This window comes from Ralstonia sp. 22086, assembly GCF_052045975.1.
Lineage (GTDB): Bacteria > Pseudomonadota > Gammaproteobacteria > Burkholderiales > Burkholderiaceae > Ralstonia > Ralstonia wenshanensis.
This window is the reverse complement of record NZ_JBQEPZ010000004.1, coordinates 368,434-389,300: the sequence shown is the minus strand read 5'-3', so window position 1 is coordinate 389,300 and position 20,867 is coordinate 368,434. Positions and strand designations below refer to the sequence as shown.

The following is a 20,867-nucleotide window of genomic DNA, read 5'->3' as shown; positions in this document are numbered from 1 at the left end:
GGCGGTGGGCGCCAACACGCGCCCATACGCTTTTCGCGTCTTCACGACGCACATTGCAGCGCAACACCGGCGCGTGCTGATCCGCCCATTCGGCGTTCGTATTCCCACGCGCGCCTACCTCCGCCAAACGCGTGCGGTTCCGTCTGCGAGCGGCTTGCACGCGCGCTGAATTCACACCCATACGAAGCAAACGAGGAGAACAACACGATGACCCATTCAATAGCGGTGCGGCCAGCGCGTGCCTGCATCGGCCTGATCTGCCTATCTGTCAGCCTTGCTTTGGCCGGCTGCGGGGGTGGTGATGGCAGCAGCAACATCGCCAGCAGCGGCGGTGGTGTCGCCACCAGCCCTGGAACCGGCCCTGGAGTCGGCACCGGTACATCTACGACAACTTCCCCTGCGCTCTGGCCGGCCACGGCGCTTTCGGATCCGGCCGTGCAGGGCAAGGAGCCGTCGCTACCGACTACGGTGTGCGCGACCTTGAGCGCCACCTTGACCAAGAACAGCAAGGGGCTGCTCGACGCGTCGGTGGATGCGCCGCCGGCCAACTCTGAGCCCGACACCGCCAACATTCAGGCGGCCATCAACGGTTGTCCTGCCGGACAAGCGGTGAAGCTGGTCAAGGGAAGCCAAGGCCAAAATGCTTTCCTCAGTGGCCCGATCGTCTTGCCGGGGTCAGTCACGCTTTGGGTCGATGCGGGGGTGACACTGTTCGCCTCACGTAAGCCGTCTGACTACCAGATCAGCGGTAAGAACAATTGCGGCGAAACCGCCAGCAGCGATAACGGCTGCAACGCGCTCATCACCACGACGCCCAATGGCAACGGTGTGGTCGGCGACGGCGTGATCGACGGCCGCGGCGGCGAGGTGCTCACCTCCGGCCTGTATGCCAACAAGCTCACGTGGTGGGATGTCGGCGCGCTGACCAAAACCATGAGCAACGCCAGCCAGAACAACCCGCGCCTGATCCAGGTGAATGGCGGGAGCAACTTCAGCCTCTATCGGATTACGTTGCAGAACGCGCCGAAGTTCCACGTTGTCACGAGCGGCGTCAGTGGCGTGACCGCCTGGGGCACCAAGATCCTGACGCCCTCGCTCGAATATTCCGTGGCAGGCTACCAATGCGCAGCCAACACGATGCCGGTCGTCTCAGGTTCGCCCAATACCACCACGCCCAGCACCTGCTTTACGCCTGCCACCGTCAAGAACACAGACGGCATCGACCCGGGCCAATCGCAGAACGTGCTCATCGCGTTCAACCACATCAGCAATGGCGACGACGGTATCGCCATCAAGTCGCACGCCAGTACCACGGGCCCCGTTTCCAACGTGCAGATCCTGCACAACCGCTTCTATTTCACGCATGGCATGTCGCTCGGCAGCGAAACCGACAGCGGCATGAATGGCATCACGATCCGCGACCTGACTATCGACGGTTTCGACATGGGCGCCACCAGCGGCTTTCGCATCAAGACCGACGATAGCCGTGGCGGTGAAGTCAAGAATGTGACGGTTGACGGTGTGTGCGCACGGCGTCTGCAACAGCCGATCGTGATGGACCCGTACTACGGCGACGCTTCCGGCTCGGCCAAGGCGCTCTACCCGAACCTTCATGACATCACGGTGCGCAATTTCCGCTACCTGGATGTGGCCGGCTCCGTCTATGACGGCGCCAACGCAGCCTTACTGCTGCGCGGCTACCAGTCGCAGGGCCAGTTCAACTATCTCTACAACGTCGTCTTCGACAACGTGGTCTTTGATTCTCTGCCGGGTTGGGCAACGACCAAGCTGACGAATCCCGTGCCGTCCTATGCGGAGTTGACGATGGGTTCGGGGCCGGTGTCGTTTGCCAGCCTGCTGCTCGCGGGGCAGGACATCAACCACGTCCACATCTTCGACAACCGGGCGGCAACCCCGGCGCCCTATGACTGCTCGGCCGCGTTTGTGGACTTCCCCGCAGTGAATGCGCCGATGTCGATTCATTGAGCGCAACTGGGTTCCGCTCATCCAAAAAGAAGAAGAGGAGACAACAATGACAAGAACGTTCCAGCGCGCAATTGTGGTTGCAGCCCTGCCGGCACTGCTGTTGGCGGGCTGCGGCGGAGATGGTGGCGCCGACACTGCCAGCGCCACCACCGGAGGAAGCGGTGGCTCGGCGACAACGGCCAGCCTCGCTTCTGTGAATGTGTCCGAGACCTCCAGCCAGACGAGCGCCGCCGTTGGGGACAGGGTGATCTGGACGATCACCGCCGTGAACAACGGAAGCGGCGCCACCGGGGATACCGTTTCGCTGGTGGTCAGCGTGCCAGGCAACGTCGGTGGTATCGCGGTGAACGCGCAGGGTGCAACATGCGGGCCGGCAGTCAGCACGCTCACGTGCACGATCCCGCCCGGGCTCGCAGCCGGAGCCGCCGCGACCGTCACCCTGACGGCCACGGCCACAACCGCCGGTAGCCTCACCAGTTCTGTCTCGACATCCGGCGAAGGGGTGTCGGGCTGTGCGGCCCAGGGCAGTTGCAGTACGTCAGTGACGGTTGCGCCGGCTGCCGGCGGAGCGGGGTCTTCTGGTGGTTCGTCGTCAGGCTCGACGAACGCGGTCGGGTTGGTTCCCGCCAACGGAGAAACCGCCGCCTATGTCGACACGCGGCTGCAACTCAGCTTTGATGGCACCCCCATCTTGGGTGCGACCGGCTTGATCAAGGTTTTTAACGCCACGACGGGTGCGCAGGTCGACCAGATCGATATCAGCGGTGCACCGGTCACCGCCGGCGGCGAAACGCAGACCTATATGCCGGCCGCCAACACCGAGATCGACACGCTGGGCAACAACACCGGGCTGACCCAGTGGCGGTATGTGTACTACACGCCGGTCACGATTTCCGGTAACACGGCCACCATCCGCCTGCACGACAACATGCTCAGCAACGGCACCAAGTACTACGTCACCATCGACAACGGTGTACTGGCCGGCAAGATGAACGGTATCCCCTTTGCGGGCATCACCTCGCCTACCGCGTGGACCTTCACGACCAAGGCGGCCCCGGCATCCCAGACGGCCGTGACCGTCGCCAGCACCGGCACGGCGGACTTCCGCACCGTACAGGGTGCGCTCGACTGGATCATGCGCAATAGCAGCGCGAACGCGTCGGCCAACAAGACGATCACGATCCAGGATGGCAGCTACAACGAGCAGCTGTTCCTGCGCAACGTGAATAACCTGACGATCTCGGGCCAGAGCCAGGCGGGCACCATCGTCTATCAGGACAATTCGGAGTCTTACAACCCAGGCACCGGCGGCAGCAAGGCGGCACCGGCCACAACGCTGACGACGGAAGGCAGCGGCACCCGGCGCGCCCTGGGAGGCGGAAGATCCGTCCTTCTGGTGGAAGGTTCCGACCTGCTCAAGCTCACCAACTTCACGTTGCAGAACTCGCACGTCAGACAGTCGAACTTCAACAACCAGGCCGAAGCGCTTTACTACAACACCTCGACCCTGACCGCCAGCCGCATGGTGGCAAGTTTCATGAACTTCCTCAGCGCGCAGGATACGATCCAGACCAAGGGCTGGGTCTGGTACTACAAGTCCTACATTGCCGGAAACGTTGATTTCATCTGGGGCTCGCCCTATGCAGCACTGTTCGAGCAGAGCGAGCTGCATACGACGTTTGACCCGATCGCCGGGTCGGGCGGCAGCTACAGCGCCAACGCCATCATTCAGGCACGTGCGGCCACGGGTTACCCGGGATTCGTGGTGCTCAACAGCGCCTTGACCGCGGATGCTACGGTGCCTGCCGCGACCACCTATCTCGCCCGATCCCTGACCGGTGCCACCCAGGCCACGAACAGCTACTGCACCCAGCAGTACACCGGCACCGGCAGTTTGGGCAATGCTCAACTGTATTGCGACACAGCTGCGTACATCAGCACGAAGATGGGCACACACATTGCAGGCGGCGGCTGGCAAGATCCGAACACCAACGGCGCCATGGCACCCTACCCCGGAACACCAACCGCCACCGCGGGATGGCGTGAATGGCTGAGCATGGACGCGGCCGGCAATGCGTTGAGCATGTCGGGTCGGGATACCCAATACGCCACCAGCGCCATTGATTTGAGTGGGCTCAACACCACCGCCAAGGTGTTCGCCAGCTTCAAGGATGGCAACGGCGCGAGCTGGACGCCCACGCCCTGATTTCTCAGATAAGCGTGACGGATGCTGCGGCGCGTGCCCTTTCAGGACCGCGCCGTTTTTTTCAGGGGCTCAGCGGGTGGTACAGAGCCTTGCCGTTGCACGGTCTAGAGCGATCCTATGCAGGGTGTCGAGTGATTTCTCCTGCGACACTCTGCTGATCTCCTTCGCTACCTGTACGGGGCAATCCGCCTGCCGGCGTGCCGGCGCAGCATCGTGCAACGTTTGCAGAATGGATTTCTGCAGCCCATCGAGCTTGGGGCGAATCACATCCGGCAGGCTCTGCCGCTGCGCGGTGGGCGCGGCACCGGCCCGGCGCCAGTCGTTCAGCAGGGCGTACTGCACTTCCTTGTTCGCCTCGATCTGGTCTGTGAAGACATCGCTCACGTCCGCGGCCGCCAGGCCGTAGGCGGGCGCCTGCGCCGAGGCATTGGCGATGACCTTGGCTTCGCGCGCCGGGTCGTAGACCGACTGGCCACTGTCCCATTTGCTCAGCGCAACCTGATCGGCGGTGACCAGGCGATCCGCCAGATGGCGGAGCAGCGGTGCGAAGGCGCCTTCCTGGGCGTGAGCCTGGGTGGCGAAGCTCGCCGCCAACAGCAGGGTGCAGGCAATTCGGGGTGTCATCAACGTGTTAAAGGCGTTCTTCATGCTAAGTACCGGTCGATAGCTGCGTGTCATGAGACTGGGAGCGGCAATCATACCGAAGCGCTGACCGGCCGGCGTGCGCAACGTTGTTCCGATGCCCGCCGTTAGGCCGTTTGCACGTGCTGTCTGCCACAAACCCAGGTATCATGCGGGCTACGCGCCGTGTTTGTCCGCAAAGCCTGCGGCGGCGCGGCTAGCTGAGCATACGACGATGGATTTCTACCCCGATCTGGAAGGTTTGCCGCTGTTCGCCAAACCCGCTTTCGGCTGGGAGGAACCGGCGTCGGCATCGCCAGCCGACACTTCCCCCACCAAACCCCGCCGCTTGCGCCGATGGCGCGGCCCAATCACCCATTGGGAACGCGGCTACCGCTCCCACTACTACCGCGACAAGCGCGGCAAGAAGCTCGGTGAAATCCACCTGAGCCCGCGCGGTCAGGCACCGCTGCTCTACCGCTGGCTCGCCGGTACGCTCTCGGGCATCGAGGGGTCGCTCACGCACGCACGCATGCGGGTCGAAGAGGCGATCGGGTTTGGGATGCGGCAGATGGCGTTGTTCTGAACGCCCTCGTCCGGCGTGTCGATGGGCACGGCCGATGCGTCAACTTTGGGTTCACCACGACGAGGAGAACCCCCATGCCAACCATCGTCCGCATCTTCACAGACCATGCCGCTGCTGAGGCGGCCCGCGAAGCCGTATTGAATACCGGCCTCACCCTGGAGCGCGTCTCGCTGTCGCATCAGGGTGACGAGGCCGGTGCCTTGTGCGGCAACTTCCTTTGCGGCGACTACGAGCCCGGCGGCGAGAACGCCGAGACCTACGAGCGCAAATTCCGGAACGTCGTGATCGGCGGGCGCTTTCTGCTGACCATCGATGCCGAGCCCACCCAGGTGGACGCCGCCGAAGCCGCGCTGCGGCCCGCAGGTGGACATGCCGTGGACGATCTCGGGCCGAAGCGTTGATCGTCCTGTGCGGTGGTTCCGGAAAGCACGTGTTGCAGCCCTGACCCGTCGGGCGCGCAAGGCAACGGCAATCCGTACGACGTAGCATTTCGCTCCTGAATTTCAACGGGAGCCCGCCATGTCGAAGACGCAGTATTACGCCGCTACCACCCTGGACGGCTTCATCGCCACGACGGATCACTCGCTCGATTGGCTGATGCAGTTCGGCTCACTGGAAGGCACCAGCTACGACAGCTTTATTCGCGACGTGGGCGCGCTGGCGATGGGTGCGTCCACGTACGAATGGCTGCTGCGCGAACTGGCCAAGCCCGGCCCCGAGGGGCAAGCCCAGCCATGGCCTTACGTGCAGCCTGCGTGGGTCTTCACATCGCGCACGCTGCCGGCGGTGCAAGGCGCAGACGTCCGCTTCGTGCGTGGTGAAGTGGCGCCCGTGCACCGCGACATGCTCGCCGCAGCCGGCGGGCGCAATCTGTGGATCGTCGGCGGCGGTGAACTCGCCGGCAAATTTCTCGATGCGGGGCTGCTGGACGAACTGATCGTGCAGGTGATGCCTGTCACGCTGGGCACCGGGCTGCCGCTGTTGCCACGCCGCATCGTACAGCCCGCGCTCAAGCTCACTTCCGCCGTGCCCTACAAGAACACCTTCGTCGAGTTGCGCTACGAGGTCGTGCGCGGGTAGCGCACCTTTCAGCGCAGGATCGCCGGGCCGGATGATCGCGCCACGCATCGCCGCCCATCAGCAAGTTGCTTGCCCGCAGAGCCTGATACGGCGCCATTCCTGCCGCTTGGGCACGCCGCCGTTTTGCGCAAAACCTGTCGATTTGACAACGCTGTCGGTGTCTCCTTTTCTGGACTGGCTTTCCGTCCACCAGGCAGGAGATGACGATGCATCGACAGGCTCACTTTTTGATCCGGCGCCGTGTGGCGAACGTTGCCGCATGGCTGGCGTTTGGTTTGGCGGCCTCGTCCGCGTTGGCCGATGTGGGCGTGGGTGCCGCGCTGCCGCCGTCGCCCGACAAGCTCTACGGCGACTTGTTCGTGGCGGTACAGACGGCGCAGGTGTATCCGGATCAGAAGACGTTCGTCGATGCGGTGCCCAAGGCCGCGCCGGCCGTCATCCTCCAGGCGTATCAGGCACAGAAGGGCGTGCCGGGCTTCTCGCTCAAGGCGTTCGTCGATGAGTACTTCACGCCGCCGGTGGATACGCCGGTGACGCCGCCAGCGGGGCAATCCTTGCGCGCGCATATCGACTGGCTGTGGCCGGCGCTCACACGCACAACGACCAGCGCGCCTGACAACAGCTCGCTCATTCCCCTGCCCAAGCCTTACGTGGTGCCGGGCGGCCGCTTTCGCGAGGGCTATTACTGGGATACCTACTTCACCATGCTTGGCCTGCAGGAGGCCGGCCGCGAAGACCTGGTCGACAACATGCTCGACAACTTCGCCTATGCCATCGACCAGTTCGGCCACATCCCGAACGGTAATCGCACGTACTACCTGAGCCGGTCCCAGCCGCCGTTCTTTGCGTTGATGGTGGAGCTGGCCGCGCAGCAGGAGGGCGACGCGGCGCTCAAGCGCTACCTGCCGCAACTGCGCAAGGAGTATGCGTACTGGATGCGCGGCGCCGCCACTACGCCCGCCGGGCAGGCGAGCAGCAACGTCGTCGTCATGCGCGACGGCACTGTGCTCAATCGCTACTGGGACGACCAGGACACCCCGCGCCCCGAGTCCTATCTGCAAGACGTGACCACCGCGCAGCAAACACCCGCACGCCCTGCCAACGAAGTCTGGCGCGACCTGCGCGCAGCGGCTGAAAGCGGCTGGGATTTCAGTTCGCGCTGGTTTGGCGACAACGCTACGCTGGGCACCATCCGTACGACGTCGATCGTGCCGGTGGATCTGAATAGCCTGATGTTCCAGCTGGAGAAGACCATTGCGCGCGGCTGTACAGCGGCGCGCGATTTTGCGTGCACGGTGGAATACTCCGTGCGCGCCGGAAAACGTGCCGTCGCCATCGAGCGCTACCTGTGGCACCCGGCCGGCTACTACGCAGACTACGACTGGCAGCTCGGCCGCATTCGCGACAACAAGTCAGCCGCGATGATGTATCCGCTGTTTGTGGGCGCTGCTCGCCCAGACCGCGCGTGGAAGACATTGCAATGGACGCAGCAGGCGCTGCTGCAGGTGGGCGGGTTGTCGACCACGACCTTCAAGACCGGCCAGCAGTGGGATGCGCCCAACGGCTGGGCGCCGCTGCAATGGATCGCACTGCGCGGGGCGCAGCGGTACGGTTGGCAGCCGCTTGCGCAGGCGATCGGTGAGCGCTTTCTCGGCAGCGTGGAGCAGCTCTACGCCAGCCAGCAGAAGCTCGTCGAGAAATACATCGTCGATGGAACGGGCACGGGCGGCGGCGGGGGTGAGTATCCGTTGCAGGACGGCTTCGGCTGGACCAACGGTGTCACGCTCAAGCTGCTGGATGCGTATGGCCGCGGGCAGTAAGCTGGCGGTTTCATCCGCCACCACCGGCCCCTCGCATGCCCATCGAACTTGACCGCGACGTCCGCGCAGAGGCCGTTCGATCCATCCAGCGCTACTTCAACGAGCACATGGAAGAGCGCATCGGCAACATCCAGGCCGGTGCGCTGCTGAGTTTCTTTCTGGAAGAGATCGGCCCGGTGGTCTACAACCTTGCCGTGCAGGAAGCGCAAGAACGCCTGCACACGCGTGTGGCCGAGCTGGATTACGAGTGCCACCAGGAGCCGTTCGGGTACTGGCAGAAATTCGACAAGCGCCGATAGTTCCCGGCTACCATGCCCGGATTCCATCGGGCTGCTTCGTTTCCATGTCTTCCTTGCGCGCATTCTTCAGCACGGCCTTCCGCTGGCAGCGCGGCCGCCAGGGCACCGGCTACGACAAGATGCTGCTGGCCACCGCGCCGTGGCCCATCCCGATTGACGGCTACCTGATCCGCTATCCGGACGGTTCGGAAATTCCGCCGCATACCGACCCCGTCACCAACGGCCGGCACTATCGGCTGAACATCGTGCTGAAGTCGCCGCGGGCCGGCGGCGAGTTCGTTTGCGCCAGCCCGATCTTCCAGACGCGGCGTATCAAGCTGTTCCGCCCCGACGCGTGCGAGCACAGCGTGACGCGCGTGGTGGGGGGCAGCCGCTATGTGCTGTCGGTTGGGTGGGTGTTAGGGCGCCGGCGCTGAGCGGCGGAAACTGAATCGTGATGAACGCATTTGCCGCCAACCCCTGGTTCCGGAGCCTCCCTCCGCACGTTGCCGACGCGCTACTCGAAGCCACGGTGCCCCTGCACATCGCCGCCGGTGCATTTCTCTTTCGCCAGGGCGATCCGATGGACGCCAGTTCGCACGCATTCTTTGGCGTGGCCAGTGGCGCGCTCAAGCTCTCCATCTTCAATGCCGACGGAGACGAGGCCATCCTCACGTTGGTGGAGCCAGGCAACTGGTTTGGTGGGGTGTCAACGCTTGATCAACAACCGCGCGGCCATTGCGCAATCGCGCTGGAAGATTCGGACGTGCTGGGTGTGAGCGTGGCGCGCTTTGAAGCATTGATGCGCGATGCCGCATTTGCCGGAGCGATTGCGCGGCTGGTGGCGACGCGCTTGCGCCTGGCGTATGGCTCGCTGGCGAGTGCGGCGCTGCACGGCACGCGGGCGCGCGTGGCGCGGCGTATTGCTTCGCTCGCGCACGGCGACGTGTCGCAATCGGCAGAAGGCCGCGCGAGCATCTCCACCTCGCAAGACGCGCTGGCGATGATGTTGGGCATCAGCCGGCAAACGCTCAGCAAGGAGCTGCAGGCGCTGGTCAAGCTCGGTGCGATCCGCCTGCGCTATGGGCACATCGAGATTCAGGACATGGCGCTGTTGCTTGGCGCCAGCGAAGCCGGCGCCGACTAACCCGCCGCCCCTAGCTCGACGCCCCCAAGGCCGCCAGCAGATCGTTGCCCGACCAGCTCGGGCGCGTGGCGGCCGATTCGGCAGCATGCACCATCGCACACAGTTGCGCATTCACCGGCGCGCGTTGCCCGAGGCGCTCCGCCAAGCGCACGACTTCGCCGTTGATCCAGTCGACTTCGGTCTTGCGCCCGGCGGCCAGATCGTCGGACATGGACGAACGCGCGAGCGGATCGATGGCGAGCATCTTGCCGGCCAGCCGCGCAAACACCGCGTCAGGTGTGGCGAGCAGGCGTGGAATCCACGTCGGCGGTATCGGCGTGAGTTTGGCGGGCTGGATGCCCGCGCGGGACAGCAGCCGGAGCGCTTCCATCTGCGCCAGCGCGAGGCAGCGCCGGTACGCACGCTGCGACAGCTCTCCCTTCAGCGGCCGGTTGGCCAGTGCGTTGATGGCGTTGTTCAGGTTGAGCAGCAGCTTGGCCCACTGCACAGCCGTCATGTCGGTGCGTTCCGTGAGCGGCAGACCCGCGCGGAGGAAGTCGCCGAGAAACGGCTGCAGCAAGGGCGACGCTGCCACTTCCAGCTCGCCGCCCGTCCCTTGATGGAAAGCGCCCGGGCCAGGCTGCATCACATTGAAGGGCACCATGCCGGCCAGCACAGTGTGCTGCGGCAGGGTGGCTCGCAGCACGTCGGCATTGCCAAGCCCGTTTTGGAAGCTGACGATGATGGCGCCCGCGCGTAGCACGGGCTTCAGTTCATCGGCGACGGATTGCGTGGCGGCAGATTTGACCGTGACGAGCACGAGATCGGCATCGGCGGGAGCGCCGGGATCCGTCACGTAGCGCACGTCAGCCGGCGGTACTTGCCAGCGGCCGTTGCGATAGTCCGTCAAGGTGAGACCGTGCGCGCGCAGCTCGTTGCCGATGCGCGCGCGGCCGACCAGCGAAACATCGGCGCCGGCCGCCAGCAGACGGCCACCCAGATAGCAGCCGATCGAGCCGGCCCCCACGATGCAGATCTTCGCCATGTGTCTCCTTGTTGTTGCGCTGGCACCTCACGCCAGGCGCGGCACCTCGTACACCAGCGCCGGCTGCAGTGTATCGATGGCTTCCACCGGCTCGGGCGGGCGCCACATGAACAGCGAGAAGGTCATCTTCTCGGGCGTCACGTCGATGATGGTAAAGCCGTTCTTCTCGGTCGGGCGCAGCGCCTCCTGCATGGCGACGGACAGGGCAGGCGTGGTCTCGATGCTGCGGAATGCCGACGGGAAGGCGAGGTCGCCAGTGCCAAGCGTGCCGGTCATGACCGTATGCACCGGATGCGCGAACGCCAGATCGCCCGAGCGCGACATTGAGCCGGCCGCCGATGCATGGAAGTCGCCCTGCACGATCACGGCCGCGCGCTGTTTCTGCTCGGCCAACGCCGCTACCAGGCGCTGGTGCTGCGCGTGCCAGCCGGCCTGCCAACCGGGCTTGGGCTGGTTGGCCACGAGGCGGCCGGTCTTCCTGTCGAGCAGGTCCGGGTACCAGTCCCCCAGCTTGCCCGAGGAATACGCAAACGGCAGCGAAGGCACGTGGAAAAAATGCGCGGTGTCTTCGGCGCGCGTACGTGCCACGAGCCAGTCTTCCACCCACTGCGGTACCACGCGTGCGTGGATGCCCTTGTTGTCGAGAAAGCGCCGGCAGTCGTACAGCACGGCTTCGAGCAGCGCACCGTAGCGCAGCGTGCCGAAGGCGCTGTTGGTGTCGGCGGGCATGCCGGCCTTGTCACCGCCAGGCAGCCACACGGGGCGGTTCGCGTCGGGCAGAAATTCGGGGTAGTAGCGGCGCTGTGTCAGCTCTGCGCCGACTAGGCCGTACGGCTCCGGCGGCAGGGTGGCCACCTTGTCGTCAAACTCGTCGTTCTCGAAGGTATCGTGGTCGTCGGTCAGGAAGTACGCGGGCGTGGAGCGCAGCGTGGTGCCGTACAGCCCGCTGATCTGGTAGTCGCACACGCGCGTGAAGATGGCTTCGTTCTTTGGGTGCGACATCGGCACCGATGTGTCGAGCGCGCCGCCAAACTTCGCCCACATCAGTTCGCGCACCTGGCGGGCGAACGGCTTGTTCTGCGAGGTCTGCAGATCCCAGTAGATATGGTCGCCGTTGGCGATGACGGTGTCGGGCGCGAACGACATGCCGCGCGCGAGCAGGCGGCGGCGCGCTGTCATGTCCAGCCATGCGGTCTTGCCGGCCACCGGCGGGCCATCGTAGCCGCCTGCGCAGGTGTAGGCCAGGATGCGCAGGCGCGCGGGTGTGGCATCGGGTGCGGGAAAGGTGCGCAGCGGCCACGCATCGGCCAGCGGCTTGCCGGCCGCATCGACAATGCGCAGCGTGTATTGCGTGGCGGGCTGCAGGCCACGCGCATCGAAGCGCCAGAAGCGGCCGGCGGCATCGGTTTGCTCGCCGGCGACGCGCTTGCCGTTGACCATTAGCCACGGCGCACGTGCAAGTGGCGCCTGGAACGAAGCCTTGATGAGAAAGCGGTCGTGGCTGGCCGCGGGAATCAGATGCGCGAGCTGGCCGGCATGCCAGTTGGCGTCGGCGGCACGTGCGGCGGCTTGTGCGCCTTCCGGCAGGCTCAGGCCCAGCGCGCCGAGGCCCGCGGCGGCGGTGCCTAGCGTCAGGAAATCGCGCCGGCTCATACCGTGCGCAGGCGTCTTCGGGGGTGTGCGGGAGGGCATCGTGATCCTCTGGCGTGGGGCGGAGACGCCATCGTGCCGAGTCGTACCCCTGCTGAATGTTCAGCTTTTGACAATCTAGGGGTAGGTCCCAATGCGGGCCGCTCGTCGACTCCATGACCAATGACAAACGCCCCGATGGCCGAAGCCAGCGGGGCGTTTGTCATGCCAGACGATGCTGATGCGGGGGCTGCGGCTTAGTAGCCCCACACCTGCATCTCATCCAGCGAGTAACCCCACTGCGTGGCGCGCTGCGTGCCGTACATGCGCACATAGCGGCCGCTGCCCTTGAGGTTGGCCAGCGATGTGTGGCCCCACGAGGCACCGCTCGAAGTCGAGTAGATGTTCGTCCAAGTCACGCCGTCGTTCGAGGTCTGGATGTAGTACACCTTGGCGCCAGCGTCCCAGTAGAGGTCGACGCCGGTGATGGTGCGGGTCGAGCCCAGATCGACCATCAGCCATTGCGCGCCGGCCACGCCTTCCACCGAATCCCAACGTGTGTTGGTGGTGTTGCCGTCGAACGCGTAGGCCGGGCCGAGGCTGGCGCTGTAGCTGGTGGACGCGCTGGCCGGCTTGCCCTGCGAGAGCAGGGTGACAGCCTGTGCAGCGGCCGTCGGCGTGCCCGGGTAGTAGTTCGAACCGAGCTTGGCTTTGGTCGTGTCCGAGTTCACCCCGAACTGCGACAGGCTCCAGCGCTGGCCGTTGCTCGCGTCGCCCAGGTAGAGCTGGTAGCCGCCCGCACTCGTCGACGAGAAGAACACGTAGTTCGTGCCGTTCACGGGCGACGGATCAGAGTTGTTGCTGTTGCAGTCGTTGAGCGTGAGCTGGTTGGGTGTGTCGCTCGGGTTGACCTTGGTGTAGATCTGGTCGGCCTGGCTCGTGGCGTCATGCCAGCGGGCATAGAAGACGGTGCCGTCGGCGCGCACGATCGGGTAGTACGTCGCCAGGCCGGCGGGCGTGTCGAACGCCACCTTGGTGGTGCTGCCCACGGTCTGCTTGTAAAGGCCCATGCCCGAGCCCGTGCCCGTGGTGTAGTAGACGGCCGTGCCGTCCGGCGTCGCAAACGGCATCGAGTTTTCCAGCGTCGGTGCCGTGCGCGTCAAATTCACCGTCGAGGTGAAGACGGGGCCCGAGCTGGTGTACGACAGCGCAGCCTGCATGACATCGCCGTTCTGTTTGAAGAACAGCGATTTTCCGTCGGTGCTGAACTTCGGATCTTCATTGCGCGTCTGGCCGGTGCTGTTGGTCAGGTTGATCGGCATGTTGGTCGAACCGACTTGCCAGAAGAACACGTTCCACGCGTTGTTGGTGATGCCCATGAAGGCGATCCACTTGCCGTCGGGGCTGAACACCGCATTCATCGGGTCCTGGATGCCCCAGGCCGCCTTCGATACCTGCTGCAGCGTGCGTGCCGAAAAATCGTAGATGAAGATCTGGCTGGTGCCGTCGCCGTAGCTGACGTAGCTGTGATACGCGAGCTTGCCGGTCAAGCTGGCGGGGAAGCTCGTGTTGGATTGCGTGGGCGGATTGGCAACGCAGTTGGCCTGGGCGCCAGCAGAGAACAGACCGAGGGCTGCGGTGGCTACAAGGCCAAGAGAAATCAGAGTGGAGCGCATGAAACGGGACTTCCTATGCAAATGGGTCAGTGGGGCGGGGATAACCGCCGCATTAAGTCCGCGTCACTTTTCTGAATTTGGGCAAAGCTCCGCCAATTCCGGGAAGTCCGGATTTGAAAAAGCGCCACAAACCGGGGGAGTGACGAAGATAAAGACGCGCCAGAAAACCCTGTTGCTTCGTACCGTCGTGTTTCTTGTCGGGGCCTCGACTACATCGAGAGGGCGAGTCGCGGACCAGACTGTAAGGGTTTCACTGACACTGTGAAACCCCAATAAGAATGCCGTTCTTGCCCTAATTCGCTGCCGTGGTAGCGAATCGCCACACGCACGTGTAAATCTGACACGTCAAATTTTCCGGACGTCGGTCAAACTGCACGTGCGAAGGCGTTATTGTTATTTTTACTGCGGCGTTTTGCCGCGCCTCCGCGGTGCAAACCTTGCTGGGTGTCGCGTTTGCGCACCATCCGGAAGTGGCGTCGGCGCCCGCTTTGCGGCGTTTTCGATACGGCAAGCGTGTCATGCGCTGCGAGGCGCACCTATGCCGCCCCCAACCGGCATTGGCGGAAGCCGACGGTACGAATTCGGCCTACCCCGGCGTTGTAAAAAAAGCTGGCCCCTGTAGCCAGCTTGCAATGTCGAGGGCGGGTATGCCGTATATAAAAAGCAGATTTAAATAATGAATGTTGTTTTGCGCAAAAGTGTTTGGCAATCAATTCATTTATTTCTGTATTGCGCTATTCCTGTATTCGAGAAAATCTACTAATTGCATTGGCTATGCGTGATCTGCAATTCGTTTCGGATTAGGTATAGTTTCAGCACGCCAATGATTGCCCTTGGTAAAACGCAAGACTGACCACGCTCTCCGCCCGTTTGAAATAACGAAAGCCGATAAGCGGGAATGGGCGCGGGCATGGCGATTTAGGGGGGGCTTTGGAGGCCGAGGGAATGGGCGTTCACAACCAAGTGCCGCATGGCTGCGCAATATCCTGGCGGGCGGCATTGCTGCGCGAGTTGACTGCCCCGCGCGATGCCGATGCAGTTATCCGCTGCCTGCAAAAGGCGGTGGTTCTGCTGGGCTTCGACTATTGCGCCTACGCCCTGCGTGCAGCGATTCCGATCACGCGCTTCAACACCATCTGCTGGAGCACCTATCCGGAGCCCTGGTGCGAGCATTACCGGTTGCGCGGCTATTTGGCCGTCGACCCGGTCTTGCAGTTCGGGCAGCGCTGCATCAAGCCAACGCTGTGGTCCAGCATCGCCACCGCAGACGCGCCGTTCTGGATCGACGCGCGCCGCCATGGGTTGAACCACGGTTGGTCGCACACCATACGAGATCACACCGGCATCTTCGGTACCTTCAGCCTGGTGCGCCGCGCCACGCCCATCACCGAAGATGAGCTGGCCGCGAGCGAGCCCGAAATGATCTGGCTGAGCCAGCGCGCGCACGCCAGCCTCAGCACGCTGATGGCCGAAAAAGTCTTGCCCGATGCCGCCACGCGTTTGAAAGAGGTGGAGCGCCAGACGCTGCACTGGACGGCCGAAGGCAAGACGGCGGCCGAAGTCGCGGCCATCCTGGAGATGACCGAGCGCAACGTGAACTTCCACATCCGCAACGCCATCATCAAGCTCAACGCCGCCAACAAGACGCATGCCGTGGTGAAGGCCGCGCTGATGGGGCTGATTCCGGCGATGGCGTAGCGTGGGCTCAGCGGTGTCATGCGATGGCCCGCACGGCAGGGGCAGGGCGCATGGCTTCCAGATGGAAGCCGTTTTCGCTTTGCTTGGCACGTCGCTTGGCCAGGGCTGCGGCGGTGCCGATGTCATCGCTGTTGTGTGCCGCACCGGGATATACGTGCAGCGCGCCCACCGCGATGGTCACGAAGCGGAAGAACGTGGGCAGGCCCTTGCGGTCTTCTGCATGGATGCCGCCCGCCGCGCGGTCCGCCGGCGTGTACATGGCGAGCGCGTTCGCGTTGAACGCTGCCATGGCTTGCGTGATGCGCGCCTGCCAGTCGGCGCTCTGAAACAGGATCAGGAAATCGTCGCCGCCCACGTGGCCAAGAAAATCCCGTGTGGGCTCGCATGCGTTGGCCAGCACGGCAGCGGCCATCTTCAGCATTTCGTCACCTTGCCAATAGCCGTGCTGGTCGTTGAAGGGCTTGAAGTGGTTGAGGTCCACATAACATGCGTAGAACTCCGCGCGCGCTTCCAGCAAACGTTCAATGTGCAGGTTCAACGGAATGTTGCCTGGCAGGAACGTCAGCGGGTTGGCGTAGCGCGCGGCTTCGATGCGGATTTCCGTCACGGTGCGCACAAGCTCTTCACCGGTGCCCAGGCCCAGGTAGCGGCCATGTTCGGTGATGATGAAACCGTCGGTCAGGTAGCGCTGGTCTTCGCTCATCAGCAGCGCCGACATGTCTTCCAGCGAAGCGGATTTTTCCACCAGCACCGGCTGCCGGTTGGCAAACGCCAGCGCCGGTTTCTTGCCGTACAGCTCGCGGTGATACGGCATCGCATAGCGGTCGATAAAGGCGCGGCGAGCGATGAGCGCCAGCGGGCGCTCGTCTTCATCGAGCAGCGCCATGGCGTGCAGATCAGGGTGGCGGTTGAACAGATGCAGCACGTCGTCATTGCTGCTGCGCAAGGGCAGCGTGGGCGCAACGCGAAGCAGCTTGCTGGCCGTGATGGCGCGCCAGCCCACGCGCACGGCCTGCGGAAACACCGCAATCTGCGAAGACTGCAGCACGCGCGCGGCGTGGCTCGACATGTCGCTCGCCGGCTTGTCCTGTGGACGCGCCAGGAAGAACCCCTGCCCGAAGCGGATGCCCAGGTCGCGCACCACGCCCAGTTCGTCTTCAGTCTCCAGCCCTTCGGCAATGATGCTGGTGGCGCCGCCCTTGAGCGTCTGTTGCAGTGTGCGTGCCATGTCCAGCTTGGCCGGGTGCTTGGCAATGTCACGCAGGAAATACTTGTCGAGCTTGATGAAGTCGGGCGTGAGTTCGATCAGCAGGTTCAGGTTGGCATTGCCCGTGCCGAAATCGTCAAGCGCGCATTGCAGGCCAAAGTCGCGTGCCACCGACAGTGCCTCGGCAAAGCTGGCCAGATCGTCGATGGGCGTCTGCTCGGTCAGCTCGATGACGATGCGCGAGGGGTGCAGGTCGTGGTCGGCAATGGCATGCAGCAGGCGGGCATGGTCTTCCAGTAACTGGCGTACACCCAGCGCGCTGAAGTTCAGGAACAGCTTGCCCGGCAGCCGCATCGTCGAGAAATTGGCGATGGCCAGACGCGCGGCAGTGGTCTCCAGGGCAATCGTGCCCGCGGTGTCCGACGCTGCGCCAAACAGCGCTGCGGGTGACTCCATGGCCGAACCCACCGGTCCGCGCAGCAGCGCTTCGTAGCCGAGCACCTCGGTGGTGGAGAGGCGGAAGATCGGTTGGAACACCGTGCGCAGCATCTCGGGCGCAATGCCCGCGGGCAAGGGAAGCGGTGAGAAAGTCATGACGTTAGCGGCAGACGCAAGATCGGACATTCCGCTAAACGACCCGCTGAACACAGAGTTGAATGAACTTTTTGTGACGCACGCAGCGGCGCGGGTTCGCGGCGCATGGTCCCCACCACAGAGGGGACTGGTCCAGAATGCTGGACGCGCCTGCGTCTTCCCGGGGGCGCCGTTCATTGCGATCCGATCACGCCGTGCTTGACCCTCACATTGTGTGAGGTCCTAGCCTGTGTCCAAGCCAGAAGACAGGAGCCACCATGTTGTTGAAAGTGGGCGATCTCGCCAAACGCTGCGGCCTCTCGGTGCGCATGCTGCACCACTACGACACCATCGGCCTGCTCACGCCTTCGGCCCGCTCCGACAGCGGCTACCGGCTGTACGACAAGGCCGACGTCGCACGCCTGCACCAGATCCAGGCGTTGCGGCGCTTCGGCATGTCGCTGGCCGATGTCGGAGCTTTCCTGGCCAATCCGGATATTCCCCTCACCACGATCGTGGAACGGCAGATTGCGATGCTCGATCAGCAGATCACGCAAGCCAGCGTACTGCGCGATCGGTTGTCGCGGCTGCACGGCCAGCTCGTGCGCCAAGAGGAGCCCGAATTGACCGAGTGGCTCACAACCTTGGAATGGATGACCATGTACGACAAATATCTTTCGCAGGAAGAACGTGCCCGTGCCGAACGCATGGATGCCGATACGGCCCGTCATGAGCGGTGGGCGGCGCTGGTGTCAACCGTGCAGGATGCAATGACGCGCCAGGTGCCTTCACGCAGCAGCGAGGCGCAGGCGCTCGCCAAGCAGTGGATGGCGCTGCTCGCGCAGGATGCGGCGCTGGACCCGATCCTCTCGGCCAAGCTGCACAAAATGCACATCAACGAGCCGGCGTTGCAGGAGCGCACCGGCATCAGCCTGGAAATGCTCGACTTCATCATGGAGGCGGCCAACGAAACCAAGCTGGCGATCTATGCGAAGTATCTGTCGGCGCAAGAGCTGCAGTTCATGCGCGAGAACTTTGGCAAGCGCGCCAACGAGTGGCCGACGCTCATTGCCGAAATACGGCAGCATCTGGCCAAGGGCACGCCGGCGCATGCGCCTGCCATGCAGCAGCTCGCGCGCCATTGGATCGAATTGTTCCGTTCGTATGCGGGGGACGATCCGCAAACGCAAGCCAAGGTGCGACTGGCAATGGAGCGCGAGCCCGAGCTATCCGCGAGCCCGTGGATGGGCCCGGACCTGATCGCCTATGTGCGTGAGGCGATGGAGGGGCTGATGAAGGCGGCGTAGCAGCGGCGCAGACGGCGGGTACCGCGTTCGATGATGACTCGGCGGGCCCGCCAGTCGTTTGCACAAAATCAGGCGGCCTCGTCCGTGGAAAGCGCGACCGCGTTGAGTTCGCGCATCGCATCTTCCGGCAACGATATCGTCGCCGCGCCCAGATTCTCACGCAGATGGGCCACCGACGAGGTGCCCGGGATCACCAGGATGTTCGGCGACCGGTGCAGCAGCCAGGCGAGTGCCGTCTGCATCGGAGTTGCGCCGAGCCGCGCTGCCACAGCGTTGAGCGTGGATGATTGCAGCGGGTTGAACCCGCCCAGCGGAAAGAACGGGACATACGCGATGCCGTCGGCGGCCAGCGTGTCGATCAGCCCGTCGTCGCTTCGGTGGGCGAGGTTGTAGTGGTTCTGCACGCAGACGATCTCGCAGATCCGTCGCCCTTGTGCGATCTGGTTGGCCGTGACGTTGCTCAGCCCGATATGCCGCACGAGTCCCTGCCGTTGCAGCTCGGCCAGGGCCGAGAGGGGCGCCTCGATCGATCCTTCGGCCGGGCCGTGCGTGTCGAACATGATCCGCAAGTTCACCACGTCCAGAACATCCACGCCCAGGTTACGCAGGTTGTCGTGTACGGCTTCGGTCAGCGCCTGCGCTGAAAATGCCGGCAGCCACGCGCCTTGGGCGTCGCGCCTGGCACCGATCTTGGTGACGATGAGCAGATCGTCGCGATACGGATGCAAGGCTTCGCGGATCAACTGGTTCGTGATGTGGGGGCCGTAGAAGTCGCTCGTGTCGATATGGTTGACGCCCGAGGCAACGGCTTCGCGCAATACGGCAAGCGCGGCGTCGCGGTTCTTGGGCGGCCCAAAAACGCCTGGGCCAGCGAGCTGCATGGCGCCATAGCCGAGACGGTGCACCTGGTGGCCGCCGATGGAAAACGTGCCGGATTGAAGGATGGGAGACATGGTCACACTCCTGTGTGAAAGACGAGGTGACGGCAGGTTAGGCGCAAGCTCGCTGCTCGATAAGTGGGCATAATCCGCACGGGTTGTGCGAGAGGGCGAACAATGCAAGTCGATCTGGGTGACCTGAATGCCTTCGTGGCGGTGGCGCAGGCCAAGGGCTTTCGCGAAGGTGCAAGGCTGATGGGCGCGAGCGCATCCGGGCTGAGCGAGGCCGTGCGGCGGCTGGAATCGCAGCTTGGTGTGCGCCTGCTGAACCGCACGACGCGCAGTGTTTCACCCACCGAAGCGGGGCAGCGCCTGCTGACCCGCCTGCGGCCCGCCTTGAGCGAGGTGGAAGCCGCGCTGGACGTGGTCAACAATTTCCGCGAAAGACCTGCCGGCACGCTGAAGCTCAATGTGCCGATGAGCGCCGCGCGGCTTGTGCTGCCTGCCGTCATCCCCGGATTCCTCGAAGCCTATCCCGAGATCCGGCTTGAGGTCGTGGCCGAAGAAAGCTTTGTCGACATTCTGGCCGCCGGCTGCGACGCAGGCATCCGTTATGACGAGCGGCTCGAACAGGACATGATCGCCGTTCCGATCGGGCCGCGAACGCAGCGGTTCGCGACGGCAGCCGCACCCGGCTATCTCGATCGACGCGGTCGCCCCACGCATCCGCGCGACCTGCTCGGCCACGCCTGCATGCGCGGCCGGTTTGCGAGCGGCGCCATGCCGCCGTGGGAATTCGAGCGTGATGGTGAAGTGGTCAACGTGGACCCATCTGGCCCGCTGCTCGTCCGTATTGGTGGCGCGACCGATCTTGTCGTGGATGCCGCCGTCGCCGGCGTCGGCATCGTCCACCTCTACGAAGACTGGCTGCGCCCGCATCTTGTGAGCGGGGCGCTCGAGCCCGTGCTCGAGGATTGGTGGCGGCCGTTCCCTGGGCCGTATCTCTACTACCCGGGACGGCGGCTCGTTCCGGCTCCGCTCCGGGCGTTCATCGATTTCATCAAGGCAGGGTCAGGCCAAGACGCCGTCTGAACCTTAGCAGCTGAGGTTCTCGCTACGGCATCACTGCTCCAACGAAAAAAACGCCCGCC

Annotated in this window: 18 protein-coding genes; 12 read left to right on the top strand and 6 right to left on the bottom strand. The window is 64.0% G+C overall.

All coding sequences use genetic code 11. The features are described from left to right. Window positions 1–207: 207 nt before the first annotated feature. Window positions 208–1,986, top strand: a complete 1,779-nt coding sequence (locus ACTJK6_RS19095) for a glycoside hydrolase family 28 protein (RefSeq protein WP_440839848.1) — start codon at window positions 208–210, stop codon at window positions 1,984–1,986. After that, entirely contained in the window at window positions 1,964–4,192 is a 2,229-nt protein-coding gene (locus ACTJK6_RS19090) for a pectate lyase (RefSeq protein WP_440839847.1), read from the top strand. Before ACTJK6_RS19095 ends, ACTJK6_RS19090 begins: the two co-directional genes overlap by 23 nt. A 69-nt stretch (window positions 4,193–4,261) precedes the next feature. On the opposite strand, the gene ACTJK6_RS19085 is transcribed toward ACTJK6_RS19090, so the two are convergent. Further along, entirely contained in the window at window positions 4,262–4,840 is a 579-nt protein-coding gene (locus ACTJK6_RS19085; RefSeq protein WP_440839846.1) for a chorismate mutase, read from the bottom strand. Window positions 4,841–5,048: 208 nt separating this feature from the next. Between ACTJK6_RS19085 and ACTJK6_RS19080 the strand changes: the two genes are divergently transcribed. The 7 genes from ACTJK6_RS19080 to ACTJK6_RS19050 all read left to right on the top strand — a co-directional run bounded on the left by ACTJK6_RS19080 (window position 5,049) and on the right by ACTJK6_RS19050 (window position 9,724). After that, window positions 5,049–5,399, top strand: coding sequence for a hypothetical protein (locus tag ACTJK6_RS19080; protein ID WP_232038942.1), 351 nt, complete (start codon window positions 5,049–5,051; stop codon window positions 5,397–5,399). Between the two features lie 74 nt (window positions 5,400–5,473). After that, on the top strand, window positions 5,474–5,800 hold the full coding sequence (locus ACTJK6_RS19075; protein WP_440839845.1) for a hypothetical protein: 327 nt from the start codon (window positions 5,474–5,476) through the stop codon (window positions 5,798–5,800). 118 nt (window positions 5,801–5,918) lie between these two features. Continuing rightward, the gene (locus tag ACTJK6_RS19070; protein WP_440839844.1) at window positions 5,919–6,479 is read left to right on the top strand and encodes a dihydrofolate reductase family protein; all 561 of its coding nucleotides are present in this window, start codon (window positions 5,919–5,921) and stop codon (window positions 6,477–6,479) included. Between the two features lie 206 nt (window positions 6,480–6,685). Further along, window positions 6,686–8,299 (top strand): alpha,alpha-trehalase TreA, encoded by a 1,614-nt coding sequence (gene treA / locus ACTJK6_RS19065; protein ID WP_440839843.1) that lies wholly within the window; start codon window positions 6,686–6,688, stop codon window positions 8,297–8,299. Between the two features lie 35 nt (window positions 8,300–8,334). Next, the gene (locus tag ACTJK6_RS19060) at window positions 8,335–8,598 is read left to right on the top strand and encodes a DUF2164 domain-containing protein (RefSeq protein WP_316869125.1); all 264 of its coding nucleotides are present in this window, start codon (window positions 8,335–8,337) and stop codon (window positions 8,596–8,598) included. Window positions 8,599–8,642: 44 nt separating this feature from the next. Further along, window positions 8,643–9,014: a 2OG-Fe(II) oxygenase gene (locus tag ACTJK6_RS19055; protein WP_440839842.1), complete on the top strand. Its 372-nt coding sequence runs from the start codon at window positions 8,643–8,645 to the stop codon at window positions 9,012–9,014. 20 nt (window positions 9,015–9,034) lie between these two features. After that, a complete protein-coding gene (locus tag ACTJK6_RS19050) occupies window positions 9,035–9,724 on the top strand; it encodes a Crp/Fnr family transcriptional regulator (protein WP_316869123.1) in 690 nt (229 codons plus the stop codon). 10 nt (window positions 9,725–9,734) lie between these two features. Here the strand turns inward: ACTJK6_RS19050 and ACTJK6_RS19045 are convergent, their stop codons facing one another. The 3 genes from ACTJK6_RS19045 to ACTJK6_RS19035 form a co-directional block, all read right to left on the bottom strand. After that, complete coding sequence (locus ACTJK6_RS19045; protein WP_440839841.1) at window positions 9,735–10,748, bottom strand: 2-dehydropantoate 2-reductase; 1,014 nt, start codon at window positions 10,746–10,748, stop codon at window positions 9,735–9,737. 27 nt (window positions 10,749–10,775) lie between these two features. Next, on the bottom strand, window positions 10,776–12,440 hold the full coding sequence (locus ACTJK6_RS19040) for an alkaline phosphatase D family protein (RefSeq protein ID WP_440839839.1): 1,665 nt from the start codon (window positions 12,438–12,440) through the stop codon (window positions 10,776–10,778). 194 nt (window positions 12,441–12,634) lie between these two features. Beyond that, a complete protein-coding gene (locus tag ACTJK6_RS19035) occupies window positions 12,635–14,053 on the bottom strand; it encodes a discoidin domain-containing protein (protein ID WP_440839838.1) in 1,419 nt (472 codons plus the stop codon). A gap of 945 nt (window positions 14,054–14,998) precedes the next feature. Here ACTJK6_RS19035 and ACTJK6_RS19030 point away from each other — a divergent pair. Continuing rightward, entirely contained in the window at window positions 14,999–15,751 is a 753-nt protein-coding gene (locus ACTJK6_RS19030) for an autoinducer binding domain-containing protein (protein WP_322018017.1), read from the top strand. Window positions 15,752–15,767: 16 nt separating this feature from the next. Here the strand turns inward: ACTJK6_RS19030 and ACTJK6_RS19025 are convergent, their stop codons facing one another. Next, window positions 15,768–17,552 (bottom strand): phosphodiesterase, encoded by a 1,785-nt coding sequence (locus tag ACTJK6_RS19025; protein WP_440839837.1) that lies wholly within the window; start codon window positions 17,550–17,552, stop codon window positions 15,768–15,770. 257 nt (window positions 17,553–17,809) lie between these two features. On the opposite strand from ACTJK6_RS19025, the gene ACTJK6_RS19020 reads away from it, so the two are divergent. Then, window positions 17,810–18,838 carry a MerR family transcriptional regulator gene (locus ACTJK6_RS19020; protein ID WP_316869116.1) on the top strand — a complete coding sequence of 343 codons (1,029 nt, stop codon included), beginning with the start codon at window positions 17,810–17,812 and terminating at the stop codon, window positions 18,836–18,838. Window positions 18,839–18,906: 68 nt separating this feature from the next. Here ACTJK6_RS19020 and ACTJK6_RS19015 read toward each other — a convergent pair whose 3' ends face one another. Continuing rightward, the gene (locus ACTJK6_RS19015) at window positions 18,907–19,791 is read right to left on the bottom strand and encodes an aldo/keto reductase family oxidoreductase (RefSeq protein ID WP_440839836.1); all 885 of its coding nucleotides are present in this window, start codon (window positions 19,789–19,791) and stop codon (window positions 18,907–18,909) included. Window positions 19,792–19,893: 102 nt separating this feature from the next. On the opposite strand from ACTJK6_RS19015, the gene ACTJK6_RS19010 reads away from it, so the two are divergent. Further along, window positions 19,894–20,808: a LysR family transcriptional regulator gene (locus ACTJK6_RS19010; protein ID WP_232038955.1), complete on the top strand. Its 915-nt coding sequence runs from the start codon at window positions 19,894–19,896 to the stop codon at window positions 20,806–20,808. Window positions 20,809–20,867: the final 59 nt, after the last annotated feature.

Coding starts and splice junctions, on each gene's coding strand:
- ACTJK6_RS19020 (WP_316869116.1), top strand. CDS start 17,810: ATGTTGTTGAAAGTGGGCGATCTCGCCAAACGCTGCGGCCTCTCGGTG.
- ACTJK6_RS19030 (WP_322018017.1), top strand. CDS start 14,999: ATGGGCGTTCACAACCAAGTGCCGCATGGCTGCGCAATATCCTGGCGG.
- ACTJK6_RS19050 (WP_316869123.1), top strand. CDS start 9,035: ATGAACGCATTTGCCGCCAACCCCTGGTTCCGGAGCCTCCCTCCGCAC.
- ACTJK6_RS19075 (WP_440839845.1), top strand. CDS start 5,474: ATGCCAACCATCGTCCGCATCTTCACAGACCATGCCGCTGCTGAGGCG.
- ACTJK6_RS19085 (WP_440839846.1), bottom strand. CDS start 4,840: ATGAAGAACGCCTTTAACACGTTGATGACACCCCGAATTGCCTGCACC.
- ACTJK6_RS19080 (WP_232038942.1), top strand. CDS start 5,049: ATGGATTTCTACCCCGATCTGGAAGGTTTGCCGCTGTTCGCCAAACCC.
- ACTJK6_RS19055 (WP_440839842.1), top strand. CDS start 8,643: ATGTCTTCCTTGCGCGCATTCTTCAGCACGGCCTTCCGCTGGCAGCGC.
- ACTJK6_RS19035 (WP_440839838.1), bottom strand. CDS start 14,053: ATGCGCTCCACTCTGATTTCTCTTGGCCTTGTAGCCACCGCAGCCCTC.
- ACTJK6_RS19060 (WP_316869125.1), top strand. CDS start 8,335: ATGCCCATCGAACTTGACCGCGACGTCCGCGCAGAGGCCGTTCGATCC.
- ACTJK6_RS19025 (WP_440839837.1), bottom strand. CDS start 17,552: ATGACTTTCTCACCGCTTCCCTTGCCCGCGGGCATTGCGCCCGAGATG.
- treA (WP_440839843.1), top strand. CDS start 6,686: ATGCATCGACAGGCTCACTTTTTGATCCGGCGCCGTGTGGCGAACGTT.
- ACTJK6_RS19015 (WP_440839836.1), bottom strand. CDS start 19,791: ATGTCTCCCATCCTTCAATCCGGCACGTTTTCCATCGGCGGCCACCAG.
- ACTJK6_RS19045 (WP_440839841.1), bottom strand. CDS start 10,748: ATGGCGAAGATCTGCATCGTGGGGGCCGGCTCGATCGGCTGCTATCTG.
- ACTJK6_RS19090 (WP_440839847.1), top strand. CDS start 1,964: ATGCGCCGATGTCGATTCATTGAGCGCAACTGGGTTCCGCTCATCCAA.
- ACTJK6_RS19040 (WP_440839839.1), bottom strand. CDS start 12,440: ATGCCCTCCCGCACACCCCCGAAGACGCCTGCGCACGGTATGAGCCGG.
- ACTJK6_RS19010 (WP_232038955.1), top strand. CDS start 19,894: ATGCAAGTCGATCTGGGTGACCTGAATGCCTTCGTGGCGGTGGCGCAG.
- ACTJK6_RS19095 (WP_440839848.1), top strand. CDS start 208: ATGACCCATTCAATAGCGGTGCGGCCAGCGCGTGCCTGCATCGGCCTG.
- ACTJK6_RS19070 (WP_440839844.1), top strand. CDS start 5,919: ATGTCGAAGACGCAGTATTACGCCGCTACCACCCTGGACGGCTTCATC.